Here is a 19,653-nt window from a genome sequence, read left to right as displayed (position 1 = left end):
TTCGGAATCTTGTGGATTATTGCGCGGATCAGTCAGATTCCGCAAAGCGGCGCCGGTAAGCCGCGGGCGAGGTTTGCAGCTGCTCGCGAAAATGGTGGCGCAGATTTTCTGCCGAGCGGAAGCCGGATTCGGTTGCGATCCGGTCGATGGACTGACTGCCGGATTCCAGCAAGTTGCGCGCGCGGTTGATGCGCTCACGCAGAATCCACTGCTTGGGTGCACAGCCGACAGTATCGTGAAAGCGACGGATCAGCGTGCGCGTGCTCATGTTTGCGCGCTCGGCAATGGTTTCGATGGTGAGTTCCCGATGGAGGTTGCGGCGAATCCAGTCGAATAGCGCGGAGATCTCGGCGCGCTTCTGCGGTAGAGGCGCTTCGACAAACTGCGCCTGGCCGCCGTCGCGGTGCGGCGGTATCACCAGCCGGCGCGCTACCTGATTGGCAATCCGCGCACCAAAATCCCGCCGTACGATATGCAGGCAGAGATCCAGGCCGGCCGCGCTGCCGGCGGAGGTCAGTAGATCCCCCTCATCCACATAGAGCACATCCGGCTGCACGCGGATGTCCGGGTAGGTCTCGGCCAGTTGCTGTGCATAGCGCCAGTGGGTGGTGGCGCTGCGTCCGTTCAGCAGCCCGGTGGCTGCGAGCACGAACACGCCGGAGCAGATGGAGACCAGTCGCGCGCCCGCAGCGTGGGCATCGAGCAACGCCTGCCGTAATTCCCCGGGCACCGGTACACCGGCACCTTTCCAGCCGGGCACCACGATGGTGCTCGCGCGCTTCAGATCGTCCAGACCGCCATCCGCCAGTACCTGAATCGCACCGGTGGCCCTGAGCGGGCCCGGTTCTATGGCACAGACCTGAAAGTCGTACCACGCACGCATTTCCGGACGCGGCAGCCCGAAGACTTCCACGGCAACGCCGAATTCAAAGGTGCACAGGCCATCGTAGGCGAGCAGGGCGACAGTGTGGTTGGCAGGCATCGGCAGCTTCGTTCGGCAGTTCGACAGATTGGCAGAAAGTATACGAACCCTGTCAAAAATGCCACTTACCGGCTTTGGCAGTGCCGCCGACAATAGCGGCACACCCATCGATACAAGGACTTTGCCATGACTGAATCCGTTATCCGCCTGCCGGCAACTGCCGTCAGTAAAACCCCGGCGGCCAAGGCCAACGAGGCCGCCGTACACTTCGCAGGAAAGCTGACCTTTGAGACCGACTGCGCCGATGTCTGGTATGCGATGAATCAGCAGCAGCCAGACTTTGTACTGGTGGACGTGCGCACGGAGACCTTATTCGCCGCCGGCCACCTTCCTGGCGCCGTCAATATCCCCACACGCAGGCTCACCCGGGCGCGCCTCGCAGAATTCCCCGAGGACACGCTGTTTGTCGTCTACTGCGCGGGGCCGCACTGCAACGGTTCCACCAAGGCGGCGTTGAAGCTGGCACAGCTGGGGCGTCCGGTGAAGGAGATGATCGGTGGGGTTAACGGCTGGCTGGATGAAGGCTTTGAACTGGTGAATCAGGACTTACCGCCGGATTCGAGTTCCAGCCTGCGCGCCCGCCAGTAGCGGCTTTTCCAGTAGTAATCCGCCATGTGCGAGATGGTGACGCCCTTGGACACCGAGGCGTGCAGAAACTTGCCATCCTCGATGTAGATCCCCACGTGCCGGCCGCGGCGGCCGGTCCTGAAAAACACCAGATCCCCCGGGCGCAGCTGGCCCCGCTTGATCGCCTTGCCAGCCACCGCCTGGTACTGGGTGGTGCGGGGCAGCTGAATCCCCATCTCGTCGCGATAGATCAGGTACACCAGTGCCGAGCAGTCGATGCCGCGCCTGCTCATACCCCCCAGCCGATAGGGGATACCCTTCCACTCCTGATGCTGCTGGTACAGGCTCGCCTTGAGCAATTCAGAGGGGGAGGGGGTCGGCTTGGGTTTGGGTGGTTTCGCCGCCTGCGGGCGTTCTTTGGCGGGGCTGTCTGCGGCTTTGGTCGTGTCTTCCGGCGATTGCTGATACGGGGCCATGCTGCAACCAGCCGTGGTGAGCATCGCGAAGCAATAGGGCAGCAGCAGTCTTCTTTTCATGGGGGTACATCGGTGCCATCACAGCAAACCGCGTCCGCGAGGCGACGGCCGGGTTTGGTTTTGAGGATGGCACTATGGTACCGGTGCTAGCTGAATATGGGCTGAACCGTATAGCCTGATGGATATCTGAGGGTGCGTAGTTCCACCTTGGCACTTGACCTTTTTGCTCGTTTTTTGAACTTATGGTCCGGTGGTGTGGTGTCAAAGCACAATGCCCCCCGAAGTTGTGAGCCGACGATAACTGGATCATGCATTTGCATTTATCGAGTTCAGAAGGTGGTCGGTTTAGGTCTCAAGACTTTGCTCTGACCTCAATTATTAAAAAGGGAAATTTTCTGCTTGATTTCGTTCATTTTTCATTCATAGCCGTATGGGCTAGGGTGAAAATTCGCGTTAAGTTTTTATTTTGATCCCAATATTTTTCGATCTGAACCTAATTGTTTTGTACCAACTTATTTTCTCTGTGCCAAGCTAAGTATTTTTTCTGTTCTGGAGCTAGCTTTATTTTTTCTGACCCAGTCAGTGCATAGGCTTTTTTTTCTGCTTCTGATAAGCGCGATATTATGATAGTGCCGTCATCTTTAAAGCTTATGATGCCATCTTCAAAAAGGCCATCATAATTGGGAGATAAACATAGCCCGTTATCGATATCGACTTTTTCATTGGTGATGGCTTCTGACCAAGGCTTGATATGTGAGGCTATTAGATTTCTTTTGATTTCAGGGTTGATTAGGCATGCATTACCAGCTCGCTCTTTTACTTTTTTGGCAAAGGAGCTATGTCCTATTCTCTGTTTGGTTAATTCTTGCTTTTCATAATTGAGTAGATTTTTATCGTTTGATATGGAATCTATCGCACTAATTAATTCAAGATCTGAATCATAAGATTGCACGCCATCTATCATGAGTTTGACAGTGGAATAGAATTCATCGCTATCTATACGCCACTTGAGGTATTCTTTTTTTATTTTCTTGTCGAAATATCGGTAATACGGCTTTCCCCAATGAAACACTGCATTGTCAAAGTGTGTTTTGATCGCATTACCTTCAATGTTTACAATGACGGTGTTATTTTTAGATGGGCAGAAATATATCGAATTTCTTGGGGTTATCGAAATTCTTATCCACTGTTTGCCTGCGCTCACTTCATAGTAGTCCTCGCCAATGGATTTAATTGCCTTGAGTGCGGGTGTATTAAATCTGTTTGGCATTTGGGGGGTAAGAGTGAGCTTGGTCATATTTTCTTTCTGCTGATAATTATGGCTATTAATGCGAGTCAGTGGTGTCTCTGGAGTGGGTTGCAGCGGAGCGCGATGTGGGCCTTTTCGGCTATACTTTTTTTAGTTTTCTCGGTTCCCGGTATGGTCTATTGAGTATCGCTCTTATTGAGTCTTTGTTGTTCTTCAAAGAGTCTGAATTTCTAGCGTAAAAGTCACAAAACTATGATCTGCCCCCTTTTATTTTCTCAGATCTCTCAGTATATCCAGGGGATTAACCGATAGGGCACGCGCCGTGCATAGTCCCGGTAGCCGGGCAATTCTTCCTGTAGCGTCTGGTCTTCAAGTGCGGTTCTAATCACCGTGATGATTGTTGCCAGCGCTGCAGGAATCAGTGCCCACACCGAGCCCAGCGCAAGAACAATACCGAGCAGCGGAAAAATATTTCCAGCATAACCCGGGTGCCTCACAAACCGGTACGGGCCACTGTCACACACCACGTGCCCTCGATCCGCCCGAATGCACACCACGCTGAAGAAAAAGCGGTTCTCTGCCAGAGCCCATACCGCGAACGCGTATCCGAGCAAGATCAAGGTGAAGCCGATCACACTGAGCCATAGCGGGAATTCGGGGGACCAGTGATAGCGGTGGTCCAGCCCCGCCACTATAACCATAGGGAACACGAGGCTCACCGCCATCAGCGGAGCAAGTACTTTGTCCCAGATTTTTGCGTTGTGGAAATTTTCAATATTTTGCCGTTCGGCTATCAATCCGGGGTGTCGCTGTTCCGCCCACATGCGCCCACCTATACCGGCGGCAAAGATCAGTAGGGAATAGAGCCACGCCTGCCAACAGCCGAGATCCCCACCGCATATCAGTAAAACCAGCGGGATAAGGAGGTACACCACAACCAATCTGATCCACTGGCGAGGGGATACTGTTTGCGCTGGCTCTTCATTCACTGTCTTCTGTGACATGTCATTCCCCAAAACTAAACGTGGGTAAGTCTTTCACCTAACGCCCATAGTAGGAGCAGCCGAGGCACAGTGCAGGCTGTCTCGCGGAGGTCGCGCTATTTTGCGGTCTGAGCGCCATAAATGGGGAGCAATCTTTGCGGGATGTTTGTTCTGGTTAGTTCACCGGAAAATTCCTGCTCAGAGCCTACACAGTCTTATTGATAGGTCCCCGTGCCCATTACAACGTCCATCCGGTTTTCACCTGTTCCCATGGAGAAGGGTAGGGTTACCTGGATGTCGGACAGGCCTGCCTCCCTGAAAGCGGCTGCGATGTCCTCGCGGGTAAATCCGGTATCTTCGTTACCATCCTCCCTCAGCCAATCCCACTGAACCAGGCGGCCATTGCTATTCAGTAGCTCAGCCAGCAGTCGTACTGTGTCCGTGTAGTTCGGGACAAAAGCGAGTGCGGAGGAAGCGACGATCAGGTCGAACCTGTCCTGCAGTTGCCTGTTCTTGTCGATCAGCTCCCGGGTCAGGCTGGATTGTATGGTAGTAACATTGCCCAGTTGCTTGGCCTCCAGTACGGCAAGCATTTTCCCCGATGGATCGAGGGCGACGACGCTGCTTGCCAGTGGAGCGAGACGTTCAGTCAGCAGGCCCGTGCCGCAGCCGAAATCCAGGATTCGGGCGCCTTCGCAGTTCAGGGTATCGGTAAGGGACCGGAAGGCGCGCTCCGAATAGCTGATGACGTCGCTATTACTGTCCCATCCTTCGGCATAACTATCCCAGCTGTTGTCGGTCATTGCGGGTTACTTCTCCAGTGATCAGTGCGAGCTCAGGGTCGTCGGTAGTCGGCCAAGTGTGGTTAGGTGAAGCTATTGGTACATCTTTGTATTGGGTGGTTCGATGCCAAAAGGTTGATCTGACCCCATTTATTGCGACAACATGTGTTTGTTAGCTGAAATGACGTGAAAAGTAGTCAATCACTTCGCTCCCTTGGGTTCCTTTTCTAAACCTCTTTTGCTCCTCAAAGTCCATGCTAGGCAATAGATGGATTAATTGATTATCTTTGTAAAGATCTACAATACACTTATTGTAGTCGTTTACTTTTTTTCCAGTGATAGCCTTCGAAGAATCAATGATGCCGCCAACAAGAACATCTGCGAGTTGAACCCCAGGAGAATCCTTTGAATCTATTTGAGAAACACCTTTAAGCTTCAAGGGAAATTTGATAGTGGTTATTTCTGTTTCTTTGAAAGACACCTTTTCACTATGATTGATCATCTTGTCTAATGTGATGTCATATTGTTCCAAATTCTTTGAACGATCATGAATTATCTCATAATTTTTACTAAGCACGGCTTCCAGTCTACTTATTAGAGAAAGCAAAACCACATATGCTCCATCTGTGGATACGTCTTTATGCATGATGGCCTCTATACATGATGGGCTTTCATGAGCTAACGGGCCAAGCGCTTCTGGCAGCTCATGCCAAGGTGAGGCTTTGACCTTTTCTATGAGAGCCACCACGGAAACTTCTGATTTTGACTTCATCGCGTGCTGGAAAAGAAGTAAAATCTCTCGGAAATTATCGCCTTTCAGTAAGGTGTCACCCGTATAGTAAAGCAATGAAGCTAAAGAATAGTTTCCACCATCCTCGTAAAGATTTATGCCTTTATCGTAGTAAAAAGGCTCTATTGCATAATCTATAAATTGCAGTATAAGCAAAAACCTTTTATCACATATATAACTAACACATTCGTAGTTGTTCAATAAATCTGATTGGAGAGCAAGAAGCGCATTCCAGTTTTTTTGTCTTCTAGAAAGGTCTCGATACTTCAACTCTTCTGACTTTATTTTAGGGAAGTGCTTTGCAATTAGGCTCTTAGCATCGGAATCTGAAAGATATAGTGCTGAGGCGGCTTGAAAGGGCTGATCTTGATTTAATAGATCAGCGCCCGTATATCCACTTTCATCAATAAAAACAGATTTCATTTTAAATGCTCGATGGCTCCATCAACAATGCATAACGCCGTCGGCAGGGGCGGTTTACCTTGTGCGCGTTTTGCGTAAAAATGGGAGCGAAGCGACCTACACAAAGTGTGCACAGGATAAGCTGTCCCGCGGAGGGCCGCAGGCCCGGAGTAAATTGCCCAGCCATGTTAGGTCTGAGGTTAACTTGGAGGATTATTCTCAAGCCACTTGTTTGTCCCACCTTTAGCATTGGAATACCAATTTTCATTGCGGTGAACGACTGAAACCCATAACCGATCGTCTTTGTCTACGAAACTCTTAAGGTGATCAACTACTTCCTTTGGTGAATTGTCAAGGTTTACCAACCAAAGTGAATCCTGAGTTCGGTGTGCATTAAGACGCTCAAGCTCGTCCCATAATTCTTGGTAATCGGCTGAACTTCCGTTCTCGTTAACTAAGTCATATCCCAGTATAAAAATGGCCATGCTATCGTCCTATCTATTGTTTCCAACTTGTAGCGGCCTAACGCCCAGCGTTGGCTGTCGCTCCGCCGCTGCTTGTTATTTTTTTTGGGGTTTGTGGGACTTGTGTGTAAGTAAATACCATGTGTCAGACAACATCAATCCTTGCCTATTACTACTCGCCTCAACAAACATGAACTTACCTTTCTTGCCGTTAAACTCGATAAACTCTTCATATAGCTCTTCAGCCGAGTATTCTGAGATAACATAAAACATGTTAGGCATATCAAATCGCCAAGTTCGAACACGCTGCATTTTATTGAAAATTTCTTTAAGCTCATCTCTTGAGCCAACTTTACTATCGTAAATAAATAGGTAGGCTCGCCTCATCACTTGCCCTCCTCATCGTGAGGAATGGCTTTAGCATCGGGATTTTCTACAGCAATGCTATCCCTGATTTCCATTGGCAATGGATCACCCTTCGACTGTGCATATTCAATAGTGCGTTTTCTTAACTGATAGTCCTCTGATTGCAGCTTGTCGCGATCAAAAAACAACAAAAACAGGAAACCAAAAAGCGCAGCTATAACGGGCGCACATCCTACAGCGACCACCCAAGATGACAATTCTGGATTGATACTCCCCGCTATAAGAGTGGGAATAGTAATAATCCCGCATAGCCACAAAATGGGGTTTAACGCACTTTTTACGGTTAGGCGACCACCAGCCTCCACCGCTTTATTCAGTATCTGTTCCTTCATAAGTTACTCTTGGTGAATTTGGTCGAAACATAACAGTTTGTTCAAAAGCGTGTGCAGATATGGATTTCCAGATATAGACACCTGTGTGCAGATATTCACACGTCGCTAATCGAGACGTAGGGTGTCTACGAAGGTCAGCATTTCCAAAGATAAAAAAAGCGGATGCATCTCGCGATACATCCGCCTCAATACCTCTCTTCCTGTGAGCGACTCTTCGTTGTAGTAAATCCTTTTCTACAGTCGATGCATTTAGTGGCTTACCACTGCAGCGCACCGCCGGTCTGGTATTCGATAACCCGTGTTTCGAAGAAGTTCTTCTCCTTGCGCAGGTCCATGATCTCGGACATCCAGGGGAAGGGGTTCTGGGCGCCCGGGAACTGTTCTTTCAGGCCCAGCTGGCTGAGGCGACGGTTGGCGATGAAGTGGAGGTATTCCTCCATCATGGCCGCGTTCATGCCGAGTACGCCGCGGGGCATGGTGTCGCGGGCGTAGGCTACTTCCAGTTCCATACCTTCCAGGATCATCTGGGTCACTTCCTGCTGGAACTTTTCGGTCCACAGGTGCGGGTTCTCCAGTTTGATCTGGTTGATGACGTCGATGCCGAAGTTCAGGTGCATGGACTCGTCGCGCAGGATGTACTGGAACTGCTCGGCAACGCCGGTCATCTTGTTGCGGCGGCCCATGGACAGGATCTGGGTGAAGCCACAGTAGAAGAAGATGCCTTCGGTGACGGCGTAGAAGGCGATCAGGTTGCGCAGCAGTTCCTGGTCGGTTTCCACGGTGCCGGTCTTGAAGTTGGGGTCGCTGATGGAGCCGGTATGCGCGAGGCTCCAGGCGGCTTTCTTGGCGACGCTGGGTACTTCGCGGTACATGTTGAAGACTTCGCCTTCGTCCATGCCCAGGGACTCTACACAGTACTGGTAGGCGTGGGTGTGGATGGCTTCTTCAAACGACTGACGCAGGATGTACTGGCGGCATTCCGGGTTGGTGATGTGGCGGTAGATGGCCAGCACCAGGTTGTTGGCTACCAGGGAGTCGGCGGTGGAGAAGTAACCCAGGGAGTATTCCACGATGCGACGCTCGTCCTCGGTCAGACCGTTGGGGTCTTTCCACATGGACACGTCTTTGTTCATGTTTACTTCCTGCGGCATCCAGTGGTTGGCACAGCCGTCGAGGTATTTTTGCCAGGCCCAGTCGTACTTGAACGGTACCAGCTGGTTCAGGTCGGCGCGGCAGTTGATGATGCGCTTTTCGTCTACCTGGATACGGGCGGCGCCCATTTCCAGTTCTTCGAGGCCCGGGGCCGGGTCCAGATCGTTTACAGCGGCGCGCGCGGCTTCCACGGCGGAAGAGGACGCGGCTTTTGATGTGGAGTCGGCTTGGGCCGCGGTCGATGCCGGGGCACTGCTGGCGCTCTCTACCTGGTAGTTAGCGCTGGGTTCGGTGACTGCCTGCTGCTCGGATTGCAGTGCACCCGGCACCGGTTGCGGTTCGGCTTTCTTGGGTTCGGGTTTGGAATCGATATCGTCCCAGCTCAGCATGACTTCCCCTTATCTTTTTCCGTGCGATACCCCATCGGCGATGGGATATCCAAAGTGTGTTTCGTGTGCGACCGGCGCCCGGCCCGGGTTTTACTCTTTTACTGAGTTTTGGCCCGGAGCCGGGGCGGCGCTTATGGTCTTGGTTGCGCATTGCCGCGATGGTTCGCGGCGCTGCGCGGTTGCTCTCCCCCGAGAGTCTTTAAAACAGCGTGACGCTTACTGGCAGGCTTCGCAGTCCGGATCGTCCAGGGAGCAGGCCTGGGGCACTGCCGCCGGGACTGGCTCGGCTTGCGGCGCGGCCGGGGCTGCGCTGGCAGCCGCGGCGCCACCGGCGCTTACCGCGTTCAGGGTGCCACTGGTCACGGTGGATTTTTCCGTGGTGGTGGCGGCCAGTGCGCGCAGGTAGTAGGTGGTCTTCAAGCCGCGGTACCAGGCCATGCGGTAGGTCAGGTCCAGCTTCTTGCCGTTGGCGCCGGCGATGTAGAGGTTCAGGGACTGGGCCTGATCGATCCACTTCTGGCGGCGGCTGGCGGCGTCCACGATCCAGCGCGGCTCCACTTCAAACGCGGTGGCGTACTTGGCTTTCAGGTCGGCCGGGATGCGGTCGATCTTCTGCACCGAGCCCTCGTAGTACTTGAGGTCGTTGACCATGACCTTGTCCCAAAGGCCGCGGGCTTTCAGGTCGTGTACCAGGTAAGGGTTCACTACGGTGAATTCGCCAGACAGGTTCGATTTCACGTACAGGTTTTGGTACGTGGGCTCGATGGACTGGGACACACCGGTAATGTTGGCGATGGTCGCGGTCGGGGCGATGGCCATCACGTTGGAGTTACGCATGCCCTGGCTGGCAACTTTGTTGCGTACGACATCCCACTCCATGGTGGAGCTGGTGTCCTGGTCGATGAACTGCTCGCCGCGGTTCTTGGCCAGGATTTCAATGGAGTCGATCGGCAGGATGCCCTGGCTCCACAGAGAACCTTCGTAGCTGGAGTAGCTGCCGCGTTCGGCCGCCAGGTCGCTGGAGGCTTCGATGGCGTAGTAGCTGATCGCTTCCATGGTGGTGTCGGCGAAGGCTACGGCTTCATCGCTGGAGTAGGAGATGCCCGCCTTGTACAGCGCGTCCTGGAAGCCCATCAGGCCCAAGCCCACCGGACGGTGACGCATGTTGGACTGACGCGCGGACTCCACGGCGTAGTAGTTGATGTCGATCACGTTATCGAGCATGCGCACCGCGGTTTTCACGGTGTTTTCCAGCTTGCCGGTATCCAGCTTGCCGTCTTCGCCGATGTGCTGGGACAGGTTTACGGAGCCCAGGTTACAGACCGCGATCTCGTCGTTCGCCTTGGTATTCAGGGTGATCTCGGTGCACAGGTTGGAGCTGTGTACCACACCGGCGTGCTGCTGCGGGCTGCGCAGGTTGCACGCGTCCTTGAAGGTGATCCAGGGGTGGCCGGTTTCAAACAGCATGCCCAGCATCTTGCGCCACAGGTCCAGCGCGCGCACTTTTTTGTGCAGCTTGAGCTTGCCTTCAGCGGCCATTTTTTCGTAGTGGGTGAAACGCTCTTCAAACGCATCGCCGAACAGGTCGTGCAGGTCCGGGCAGTCTGCCGGGGAGAAGAGGGTCCACTCTTTGTCTTCGAACACACGCTTCATGAACAGGTCCGGCACCCAGTTGGCGGTGTTCATGTCGTGGGTACGGCGACGGTCGTCACCGGTGTTCTTGCGCAGCTCGAGGAATTCCTCGATGTCCAGGTGCCAGGTTTCCAGGTAGGCACAGACAGCGCCCTTGCGCTTGCCGCCCTGGTTCACTGCCACCGCGGTGTCGTTGGCTACTTTCAGGAAAGGAACCACACCCTGGGACTTGCCGTTGGTGCCCTTGATGTAGGAACCCAGGGAGCGCACCGGCGTCCAGTCGTTACCCAGGCCGCCAGCCCACTTGGACAGCATGGCGTTGTCCTGAATAGCACCGTAGATGCCGTGCAGGTCGTCCGGCACGGTGGTCAGGTAGCAGGAGGACAGCTGCGGGCGCAGGGTACCGGCGTTGAACAGGGTCGGGGTGGAGCTCATGTAGTCGAAGGAGCTCAACAGGTTGTAGAACTCGACCGCGCGCTCGTTCGGGTTTTCTTCATTGATGGCGAGGCCCATGGCAACGCGCATGAAGAACAGCTGCGGCAGTTCGAAACGGATTTCGTCGGAGTGCAGGAAGTAACGGTCGTACAGGGTCTGCAGGCCGAGGTAGGTGAACTGGTGATCGCACTCGGGCTTGATCGCATCGCCCAGCATGTCCAGGTCGAAGCTGGCCAGGGCCGGGTCGAGCAGTTCCAGTTCGATACCGCGCTTGACGTAAGCGGCCAGTGCCGGCTTGTACAGGCCTTCCATTTCTTTCTGGGTGGCGGACTCGGCCACGTCCAGGAAGCGCAGGGCTTCGGAGCGCAGTTTGTCCAGCAGCAGGAAAGCGGTGGCGTAGGTGTAGTTGGGCTCTTGCTCAACCAGGGTACGCGCGGTGATCACCAGTGCGGTGTTGATGTCGTTTTCGGAAACGCCGTCGTACAGGTTTTTCAGCGCTTCAGACAGGATCAGGCTGCCGTCCACATCGGAGAGACCTTCACAGGCTTCGCTGACGATGGTGCGCAGGCGCTCCATGTCCAGCGCCACCAGCTCACCGTCCGCCATTTTTACGCGGATGCTCGGGTGGGTGTCTGCGGCCTGCTCGGCTACGACTTTCTGTTGTTCTTTCTCTTTGCGCAGGCGGGCGTGCTCTTCACGGTAGAGTACGTAGTCGCGGGCAATTTTGTGTTCGCCGGCGCGCATCAGTTCCAGTTCGACCTGGTCCTGGATCTCTTCAATATGAATGGTGCCGCCGGAAGGCATACGGCGCTTGAAGGTGGCGCTGATGTGGGACACCAGATCGGCCACGCGCTCGTGAATGCGGCTGGAAGCGGCAGCGGTGCCGCCTTCAACCGCGAGGAAGGCTTTGGTTACGGCTACGGAGATTTTGCCGTCATCGTAAGGCACAACGGTGCCGTTGCGTTTGATGACGCGGACCTGACCGGGGGCGGTGGCAGCCAGTGAAGTGTTGCTGCTGGCCTGGTCTGTTACCGAATCCTTGGTAGTGCCATTTGGCACAGACTGAGAGCGCCCTGTCTCTGTGTGCATGAAATTCTCCGTAGTTTTGTGTGCGTGTCGAGTTCGACGTGCCTTGGTTTTTGCTTTGGTCTTTTTGTTGGGCTTGTGGCCCTGGTTCGTTTGATCGCACCGGCGTTTGCCGGGTCGCTTCCCGCGACGCACGCATTCACCGGACAGATACGCCAAACAGTCACGCCAATAGGTACCGGGCACAACAGTAACGACGAAGCCTGGGCTTCGTGCGGGTAACTCTTGCGGGGTACTGCGTTGAACTGCCGTGTTTGAACTGCGTTCTAAACCGCGCCTGTCTTGTTGTCTTCAGTGATGGCTCTGGTAAAAACCTTCGTAAAAAAAGACATCGCGTCGGTTCCGATGCCAGGTCATCGATCCGGCGCAATGGCGGCGATGGTTACTGGTCAAGCGTTGTTGGTGCGATCGGGGTCAGGCACAACATATTGTGGTCGGGCTTTGGCGCTTCGCGCCGGTTTCCCGGGAGCTGGCAAGGCTTTCAACAGGTCCTTCAACAGGGAATCCTATGGGTGCCTTTTACTCCAAAACCCAATATATGGGGGTCTGACCTCGGATGAGCAACAAGATAATGCGATTGGGGGGGTAATTCAAGGCGGATAACTTAGGGGTTACTTGTGGATAATTTGTGGGTAGACGGTGCGACGTGGATATTTTCCTGTCGGCAGTGCCCGTCACTACTGGGCGGGTATAAAAAATGATCAGGTGTTTCCGCGGGCCGGGGATTTTAAGAATATTTTTTAATAGTAACCAGGTCTCAAATTAAACCCGGCAATAACGGGAAAGGGCTGATTATTCACTGATCAAACGAGCACTGTCAGGTCAGTGCGATGTGGGTTTTGCTGTTCGAAAAATATGCAGGCTGATCGCTGCTGGCTGCGCCCGGATTTGGTGCAGGCCTGTGGACAAGTCACCCGGTTTGCTCCGGGCTGGGGATAAAAAAACGGGTGCAACCTGGCGTTGCACCCGTTTTTCTTGCTGAGGATCAGTTGCTGCTGTCGTGCAGGAACTCCATCAGGGCTTTCTGGGCGTGCAGGCGGTTTTCCGCTTCGTCCCACACCACAGAAATCTTGTCGTCTTCCAGCAGTTCGCCACTCACTTCCTCGCCCCGGTGGGCGGGCAGGCAGTGCATGAAGATGGCATCGCTGTTGGCGTGGCTCATCAGCTCGTGATCCACCAGGAAGCCGTCGAAGGCTTTGATGCGGATCTGCTGCTCGGTTTCCTGGCCCATGGAGGCCCACACATCGGTGGCTACCCAGTCGGCACCGCGCACGGCATCTGCCGGATTACGTACCACGGTGACCCGGTCACCGGCGGCGGCCAGAATGCTCGCGTCGGGGTCGTAGCCCTCGGGGCAGGCGATGCGCAGCTCGAAGTCGCACTGGCGGGCGGCGTTGATATAGGAGTGGCACATGTTGTTGCCGTCACCTACCCAGGCCACCACTTTGCCTTCCGGGCTGCCGCGGTGCTCCACATAGGTCTGCAGGTCCGCCAGCAGCTGGCAGGGGTGGTAGCTGTCGGAAAGGGCGTTGATCACCGGCACCTTGCTGTACTCGGCAAAGCGCTCCAGCACGTTGTGGCCGAAGGTACGGATCATCACCATATCGACCATGCGTGAAATCACGCGCGCGCTGTCTTCGATAGGCTCGCCGCGACCCAGCTGGGTATCGCGGGGAGACAGGAAGAGTGCGCTGCCCCCCATCTGCGCCATACCGGCCTCGAAAGAGACGCGGGTACGGGTGGAGGACTTCTCGAAAATCATCCCCAGCACTTTATTGCGGAAAGGCTCGGTGGCCACGCCCTGGTTGCGCAGGGCCTTGAGTTCGATGGCGCGTTCGATCACGCCGTGCAGTTCTTCCTTGCTCAGGTCGAGGAGGGTAAGAAAATGTCTGACTGCCATAGTTGTATCCTCCGAATCAGGCGGCCTGTTGGGCGAAGTCGCGCACCAGGGCGGCGACGGTAGTGGCGATCTGGTTGCGCTCGGCATCGCTGAGGGTCAGCGGCGGCAACAGGCGCACCACATTGCCAGCTGTGACGTTGATCAGCAATCCCTGGGTGCGGGCCAGGTCCACCAGCTCCGCACAGGGGCGGTCCAGTTCGATGCCGATCAGCAAGCCGAGGCCACGCACTTCGCTTACATGGGGGCAGCCCGCCAGCTCGCTTTTGAGTTGATCCACCAGCTGGGTGCCGAGCTTTTCGGCCCGTTCAATCAGCCATTCGCTCTCCAGCGTGTTCAGTACCGCTAGCCCGGCACGGCACGCCAGCGGGTTACCGCCAAAGGTGGAGCCGTGGCTACCGGCGGTAAACAGTTCTGCGGCCTTGCCGCGGGCCAGGCAGGCGCCAATGGGTACGCCGTTGCCGAGGCCTTTTGCGGTGGTGACCACATCTGGCAACAGACCGTCGCAGTGCTGGTAGGCAAACAGCTTGCCGCTGCGGCCATTGGCGGTCTGGATTTCGTCCAGCATCAGCAGCCAGTCCTGCTGGTCGCAGAGTGCGCGCAGGCGCGGCAGGTAGTCGGCGTCCGGTACACGGATACCGCCTTCGCCCTGCACCGGCTCGACCAGAATGGCGACGATCTCGTCGTGCTCGGCGAGCTTTTGCTCGATCGCGGCGACATCATTAAAGGGTACCCGCAGGAAACCTTCCGGCAGCGGGGCAAAACCCTGCTGTACCTTGGCATTGCCGGTGGCCGTGAGGGTGGCCAGGGTGCGGCCGTGGAACGCGCCCTCGGTCACGATAATTTTGGGGCAGGCGTAACCGCGCTCGTTGCCGAGCTTGCGCGCCAGCTTGATCGCCGCCTCATTGGCTTCTGCACCGGAGTTGGAAAAAAACACATTGTCCATGCCGGACAGTCCCACCAGCTTGTCCGCCAGCTGCTCCTGGGCCGGAATGTTGTACAGGTTGGACACGTGCAGCAGGGTATTGGCCTGATCCTGCAGCGCTTCGGTGACCGCCGGGTGGCAGTGGCCAAGACCGCACACGGCAATGCCGGAGATGGCATCGAGATATCGTCGTCCAGCGTCGTCCCACACGTAGTTGCCTTCACCCCGGACCAGGGTAAGGGTTCTATTGCCGTAGTTTTGCATCAGTGCGGGAGTGGCCACTATGATATCTCCTGTATAGGTAGGCCAAAGAAAGGGGAAGCCGCAGAAAGTGCGCCTGAAATGGCGCACAACCGCAATTTCCCCGGGAAGCCGGCAATACTAGCACAGGAATAGGGCAGAACCAGCGGGGCGTGCGTGTGCAGCGGAATCGGGTACAATGCGCGCTTTCCCTTGACTGATCGGCGCAGGGCGAGGCCCTGGAACCGGAAATTTCTCAACCCGAGGTTAGCTTGCAAATGGATACTCTGGCGAATATTAAGCAGCAGATCGCAGATAACGACATTCTGCTCTATATGAAAGGCAGCCCCAATGCGCCCCAGTGTGGTTTTTCCATGCGTGCATCCCAGGCGATCATGGCCTGCGGCCAGCGTTTTGCCTATGTAGACATTCTGGCCAACCCGGACATCCGCGCCGAGCTGCCGAAGTACGCCAACTGGCCGACTTTCCCGCAGCTGTGGGTAAAGCAGGAGCTGGTCGGTGGCTGTGACATCATCATGGAGATGCATGAAAACGGCGAGCTGAAGACACTGCTGGAAGAAACGGCCAAGGGCGCAGAGCAGGGCGAATAATCGCAGCTGCTTTTCCAGGCATAAAAAAACCGCGGCAATGTCCGCGGTTTTTTTATGCCTGAATTTTATGGCAAGGCTTACTCTTCGGAAGCACTGACCATTTGCTTTTGCAGGTAATTCTGGATGCCGACTTTGTCGATCAGGCTCAATTGGGTTTCCAGCCAGTCGACGTGCTCTTCTTCGGAGTCGAGAATTTTTTCCAGCAGTTCGCGGCTGCCGTAATCGCGCACGGATTCACAGTACTCGATACCGTCGCGCAGATCCGGGATGGCCTTCTGCTCCAGCTTGAGGTCGCACTTCAGCATTTCCTCGGTGTTTTCACCGATCAGTAGTTTGCCCAGGTGCTGCAGGTTGGGAATACCTTCGAGAAACAGAATCCGCTCGATCAGCCAGTCGGCGTGTTTCATTTCGTCGATGGACTCGTGGTATTCCTTGTCGGCCAGTTCCTTCAGGCCCCAGTCTTTGAACATCCGCGAGTGCAGGAAGTACTGGTTGATGGCAATAAGCTCGTTACCCAGTGCTTTGTTCAGGTGTTCGATGACTTTGGGATCGCCTTTCATTGCTAACTCCTTTCGCCCTGAAGGGACATTTTATTAAGCGTTTGTTAATTGTGAGTGGATTCCGAATTCTGCGCCGGGCGTCTCGGATAAATCCTCTCGAATTTCAGACGTCCCTCTACTCCCACTTATTGTAGGGTCGCTACGGGTATGCGGAGTGAGTTTGCGTCGGAGAAAATCGCAAGTCAAGCGCGGATTGTCGGGAAACGTGTAGGCAAAAAGCACGAAAATTAACGGGAAAAAGGCAGAAAAATGCAATGAGAACAATTGCTGTTTAGATTGTTTGGGTGTGCCCGGGCATATTTGTTGGCCGCGCCTGTCGGGAAATAGGAACCGCAATTGTTTGTACGTATTTGTTTGTGCGCATGGTTAAGCCAGGCGGTTGCGCACCCGGTTGATTTTCCCCTGTACGGCGGCGGTGTCGAACTTGTCGTCGATCAGGTTTTCGCAATCCTCTACAAGGCGGTCGAGCACCTGGTTCAGCGCGCGTTTGTCTTCCCGGCGATTACAGATCTCCGCCAGTTCGTGCAGCGCGTCGAGTAGGCGCCGCATCACCACGGCACTTTGACTGCCGTATTCGCGGATTTCATCCAGTGCTGCCGCCAGGACATCGGCGAAATCCAGTTCGCGGGTTACCAGTCGCAGCTGGTTATTGGTGTCGTGAAAACAGTTGGGCAGCGGTGGGCGTTGCAGGATGACGCCGATGCCATCGATCAGTCGGTCGATGCAGGAGTAGGCGGTAAAGGGGTCGTTGACGCCTGGTGACAGTGCACGCACGGCAATCTGTGCCAGTTGGCGAATGGAAAAAACGATGTCCTGTTCCGCCGTAGGTTGCGCGCCAATGGTGATGGCGCCCTGGATGGCCCGGGCAATTTCCCCGCTGTCTATTTGTCGCGGCGGGTCGAACACCCGCGCCATGCAACTCCAGTGATTCAGGAAGGTGCCCGGGTGGCACTCGAGCCGGATACTGCAGTCATTGTCGGTGGCCCAGCGCATCAGCTTTTGCCGGTCGATTAATTGCACGTAGCCACTGCTACTTGTTGGCACGCACAGGCAGTTGCCGTCGACAGGGAGGTCGCGGTTTTCGACGCGGGCGTTGCGGGGGTCGCGGCTTTCTTCGGTGGGGTATATCTGTTCCAGGGCCTGGCGGAATTCCCGGTTGATATGGAAGGTGATGTTATCCACCTGAATGGACTGGGCCACGTTGTGGATAAAGTAGATGAGATAAGCAATACACAGGAGCGCCAGCAGAATCGCCATGCTGACTGCCAAACTCTGATTTTCCCCACTTTGGTGCCCCGCCTGTATCCCGCGCATGACCATCAATGCGTAAACAAAGGTGGAGAGAAAGATACCGAGGGAGGCCTGAGTACTGCGGTCGCGAATGAAGTTTTGTACCAGATGCGGGCCGAACTGGTTGGCGGCCAGGGTCAGGGCAACGGTGGTGATGGAAAACACGGTGCCGGCGACGGTAATGGTACTGCCGGCAATCGTAGAGAGCAGGGCGCGCGCGCTTTCCCGGTCGCGCAGTTCCAGCCAGCGGAAACCGGGGTAGTGGTCGACGTCCAGAATCTGGTCGAGCGCCAGCAGGGTGTGAGCGAGCAATATGGCGGCGGCCATCATGATGGCCGGAATCAACCAGAAACTGGCGCGCAGTCGCTCTGACAGGTGCAGCAATCGCTGTTTCATGGGGCTCCGGGTACAGGAGAGGCGGACAGGCTATTGGCTGCTTATAAAGATAGGTCAGCGTACTGGGTTGGTCGAAGCTGTGCGGATTTGCAGTAGGTCGGGTCGAGAGAGTGCGAGAGAAAACGAGGACTAATAGTGCGGGGGATTTGGGGCGCCAGAGGGAAGCGGCGCCCGGACTTAGGTCAATCAGCTGGCTGAGTAAAAGAGGGCGCTGTTGGCAGTGGCCATAACACCACCGGCCATGGTCTCGTCGATGATTTCCTGAGTCAGCTCGGCACAGCGGCCACATTGAGAAGAAACACCCAGATGGCGACGCAGGGCCTTAACAGACGTAGAGCCGTCGTATACGGCCTCTTTGATCTGGCTGTCGGTAATGCCTTTACAGATACATACGTACATCGCGGAAACCCTGGCGCAAAAACAATCAATCTCAAGTTGGAAGTGGATCTTATTGGTAATGAGAATAAGTGTCAATAAGATTGTTTGATCGTTCAATAATTATTCTAGTTGGCTGCCTGATATTCAGTAGTTGTGTTTGTGACTAGTTGGTTTGGTTCGCGCCGGCCGGCGATATGCGGCGTATTGCCCGGGACTGGGTGGGTTCAAACTGGCAATGGGGGGAGGGGACGCCGGCACTTCTTATTGGCCTGTTTAAAGGCTTGTGCATAGGGGAATATCTGGCGGCGCCTGCTATCGCGTTTATATAAAAATTTAATGGGACTGCCATAGGGCCCTGTGTATCATAGCGGCCCCCTATCGATCTTTTGCCGATTTATAGTCAATGGTTATAAATTGGCCAATTCAATAGCAAACTATCAATCTCATTGAGGAGGTTCTCATGGCTGTATTAGTAGGCAAGCCCGCTCCGGATTTCACTGCAGCAGCAGTACTGGGTAACGGCGAAATCGTTGATTCTTACAACCTGGCTGAAACCATCAAGGGTAAGAAAGCGGTTATCTTCTTCTACCCGCTGGACTTCACCTTTGTATGTCCTTCCGAGCTGATCGCCTTCGACCACCGCTTTGAAGAGTTCCAGAAGCGTGGCGTTGAGGTTATCGGTGTTTCCATCGATTCCCAGTTCTCCCACAACGCTTGGCGTAACACCCCGGTGAACGACGGCGGCATCGGCGCTGTTAAGTACGCCCTGGTTGCCGACACCAAGCACGAAATCTGCCAGGCCTACGACGTTGAGTCCGAAGGCGGCGTTGCTTTCCGTGGTTCTTTCCTGATCGACGAAGAAGGCGTTGTGCGTCACCAGGTTGTTAACGATCTGCCGCTGGGCCGTAACGTTGACGAAATGCTGCGCATGGTTGACGCGCTGGCATTCCACCAGGAGCACGGCGAAGTTTGCCCGGCTGGCTGGCAGGAAGGTGACAAAGGCATGAACGCTTCTCCGGAAGGCGTTGCTGCTTACCTGAGCGAGAACTCTGACAAGCTGTAAGGCTTGTCTGAGAGAAGGGGGCTCCGGCCCTCTGTCGCTTGAAAAACCGCCGTGAGGCGGTTTTTTTGTGCCTCAAATTTGCGCAAAATCTCGTTAAAAGTGCGTGTTTGTTCCACTTTTATTACAATGCCTCCCAAAATTCCTCC

General features: G+C 54.9%; 19 protein-coding genes. 3 read left to right on the top strand and 16 right to left on the bottom strand.

Translation table 11 applies throughout. From position 1 onward, the window contains the following. Positions 1-28: 28 nt before the first annotated feature. On the bottom strand, positions 29-982 hold the full coding sequence (ftrA, locus tag M0G74_RS00885; protein WP_248213505.1) for a transcriptional regulator FtrA: 954 nt from the start codon (positions 980-982) through the stop codon (positions 29-31). 126 nt (positions 983-1,108) lie between these two features. Between ftrA and M0G74_RS00880 the strand changes: the two genes are divergently transcribed. Further along, on the top strand, positions 1,109-1,570 hold the full coding sequence (locus M0G74_RS00880; protein ID WP_248213503.1) for a rhodanese-like domain-containing protein: 462 nt from the start codon (positions 1,109-1,111) through the stop codon (positions 1,568-1,570). On the opposite strand, the gene M0G74_RS00875 is transcribed toward M0G74_RS00880, so the two are convergent. The 12 genes from M0G74_RS00875 to M0G74_RS00820 all read right to left on the bottom strand — a co-directional run bounded on the left by M0G74_RS00875 (position 1,522) and on the right by M0G74_RS00820 (position 15,251). Next, complete coding sequence (locus M0G74_RS00875) at positions 1,522-2,085, bottom strand: NlpC/P60 family protein (RefSeq protein ID WP_248213500.1); 564 nt, start codon at positions 2,083-2,085, stop codon at positions 1,522-1,524. The genes M0G74_RS00880 and M0G74_RS00875 overlap by 49 nt on opposite strands. Before the next feature lie 433 nt (positions 2,086-2,518). Beyond that, positions 2,519-3,322 carry an HNH endonuclease gene (locus M0G74_RS00870; protein ID WP_248213499.1) on the bottom strand — a complete coding sequence of 268 codons (804 nt, stop codon included), beginning with the start codon at positions 3,320-3,322 and terminating at the stop codon, positions 2,519-2,521. Between the two features lie 236 nt (positions 3,323-3,558). Next, positions 3,559-4,098 (bottom strand): isoprenylcysteine carboxylmethyltransferase family protein, encoded by a 540-nt coding sequence (locus M0G74_RS00865; protein ID WP_248213498.1) that lies wholly within the window; start codon positions 4,096-4,098, stop codon positions 3,559-3,561. A gap of 374 nt (positions 4,099-4,472) precedes the next feature. Further along, on the bottom strand, positions 4,473-5,060 hold the full coding sequence (locus tag M0G74_RS00860; RefSeq protein ID WP_248213497.1) for a class I SAM-dependent methyltransferase: 588 nt from the start codon (positions 5,058-5,060) through the stop codon (positions 4,473-4,475). Between the two features lie 151 nt (positions 5,061-5,211). Continuing rightward, the gene (locus tag M0G74_RS00855; RefSeq protein WP_248213496.1) at positions 5,212-6,252 is read right to left on the bottom strand and encodes a DUF3800 domain-containing protein; all 1,041 of its coding nucleotides are present in this window, start codon (positions 6,250-6,252) and stop codon (positions 5,212-5,214) included. A 179-nt stretch (positions 6,253-6,431) separates the two neighbouring features. Next, complete coding sequence (locus M0G74_RS00850) at positions 6,432-6,716, bottom strand: hypothetical protein (protein ID WP_248213495.1); 285 nt, start codon at positions 6,714-6,716, stop codon at positions 6,432-6,434. A gap of 75 nt (positions 6,717-6,791) precedes the next feature. Then, positions 6,792-7,085 (bottom strand): hypothetical protein, encoded by a 294-nt coding sequence (locus M0G74_RS00845; protein WP_248213494.1) that lies wholly within the window; start codon positions 7,083-7,085, stop codon positions 6,792-6,794. Next, positions 7,082-7,453, bottom strand: a complete 372-nt coding sequence (locus M0G74_RS00840) for a hypothetical protein (protein WP_248213493.1) — start codon at positions 7,451-7,453, stop codon at positions 7,082-7,084. Before M0G74_RS00840 ends, M0G74_RS00845 begins: the two co-directional genes overlap by 4 nt. Positions 7,454-7,710: 257 nt before the next feature. Further along, complete coding sequence (locus M0G74_RS00835) at positions 7,711-8,994, bottom strand: ribonucleotide-diphosphate reductase subunit beta (RefSeq protein WP_248213492.1); 1,284 nt, start codon at positions 8,992-8,994, stop codon at positions 7,711-7,713. Positions 8,995-9,210: 216 nt separating this feature from the next. Further along, positions 9,211-12,150 carry a ribonucleoside-diphosphate reductase subunit alpha gene (locus M0G74_RS00830; RefSeq protein WP_248213483.1) on the bottom strand — a complete coding sequence of 980 codons (2,940 nt, stop codon included), beginning with the start codon at positions 12,148-12,150 and terminating at the stop codon, positions 9,211-9,213. A 982-nt stretch (positions 12,151-13,132) separates the two neighbouring features. Continuing rightward, a complete protein-coding gene (gene argF, locus M0G74_RS00825) occupies positions 13,133-14,047 on the bottom strand; it encodes an ornithine carbamoyltransferase (RefSeq protein ID WP_160152926.1) in 915 nt (304 codons plus the stop codon). A gap of 16 nt (positions 14,048-14,063) precedes the next feature. Next, positions 14,064-15,251 carry an aspartate aminotransferase family protein gene (locus M0G74_RS00820; protein WP_248213471.1) on the bottom strand — a complete coding sequence of 396 codons (1,188 nt, stop codon included), beginning with the start codon at positions 15,249-15,251 and terminating at the stop codon, positions 14,064-14,066. A 236-nt stretch (positions 15,252-15,487) separates the two neighbouring features. Between M0G74_RS00820 and grxD the strand changes: the two genes are divergently transcribed. Next, a complete protein-coding gene (gene grxD, locus M0G74_RS00815) occupies positions 15,488-15,820 on the top strand; it encodes a Grx4 family monothiol glutaredoxin (RefSeq protein ID WP_160152927.1) in 333 nt (110 codons plus the stop codon). Between the two features lie 77 nt (positions 15,821-15,897). Here grxD and bfr read toward each other — a convergent pair whose 3' ends face one another. The 3 genes from bfr to M0G74_RS00800 all read right to left on the bottom strand — a co-directional run bounded on the left by bfr (position 15,898) and on the right by M0G74_RS00800 (position 18,465). Further along, positions 15,898-16,380 carry a bacterioferritin gene (bfr, locus tag M0G74_RS00810; protein ID WP_248213469.1) on the bottom strand — a complete coding sequence of 161 codons (483 nt, stop codon included), beginning with the start codon at positions 16,378-16,380 and terminating at the stop codon, positions 15,898-15,900. Positions 16,381-16,746: 366 nt separating this feature from the next. Beyond that, positions 16,747-18,066, bottom strand: coding sequence for a DUF2254 domain-containing protein (locus M0G74_RS00805; protein WP_248213468.1), 1,320 nt, complete (start codon positions 18,064-18,066; stop codon positions 16,747-16,749). Between the two features lie 186 nt (positions 18,067-18,252). Beyond that, positions 18,253-18,465 carry a bacterioferritin-associated ferredoxin gene (locus M0G74_RS00800; RefSeq protein WP_105101504.1) on the bottom strand — a complete coding sequence of 71 codons (213 nt, stop codon included), beginning with the start codon at positions 18,463-18,465 and terminating at the stop codon, positions 18,253-18,255. Between the two features lie 439 nt (positions 18,466-18,904). Here M0G74_RS00800 and M0G74_RS00795 point away from each other — a divergent pair, with 439 nt between their 5' ends. Further along, a complete protein-coding gene (locus M0G74_RS00795; protein WP_160152930.1) occupies positions 18,905-19,507 on the top strand; it encodes a peroxiredoxin C in 603 nt (200 codons plus the stop codon). Positions 19,508-19,653: the final 146 nt, after the last annotated feature.

Origin of the sequence: Microbulbifer sp. CAU 1566 (assembly GCF_023156515.1) — a bacterium.
Taxonomy (GTDB): domain Bacteria; phylum Pseudomonadota; class Gammaproteobacteria; order Pseudomonadales; family Cellvibrionaceae; genus Microbulbifer.
Note: the sequence above shows the minus strand (reverse complement) of the source record. Positions and strands in the feature narration are given on the sequence as shown.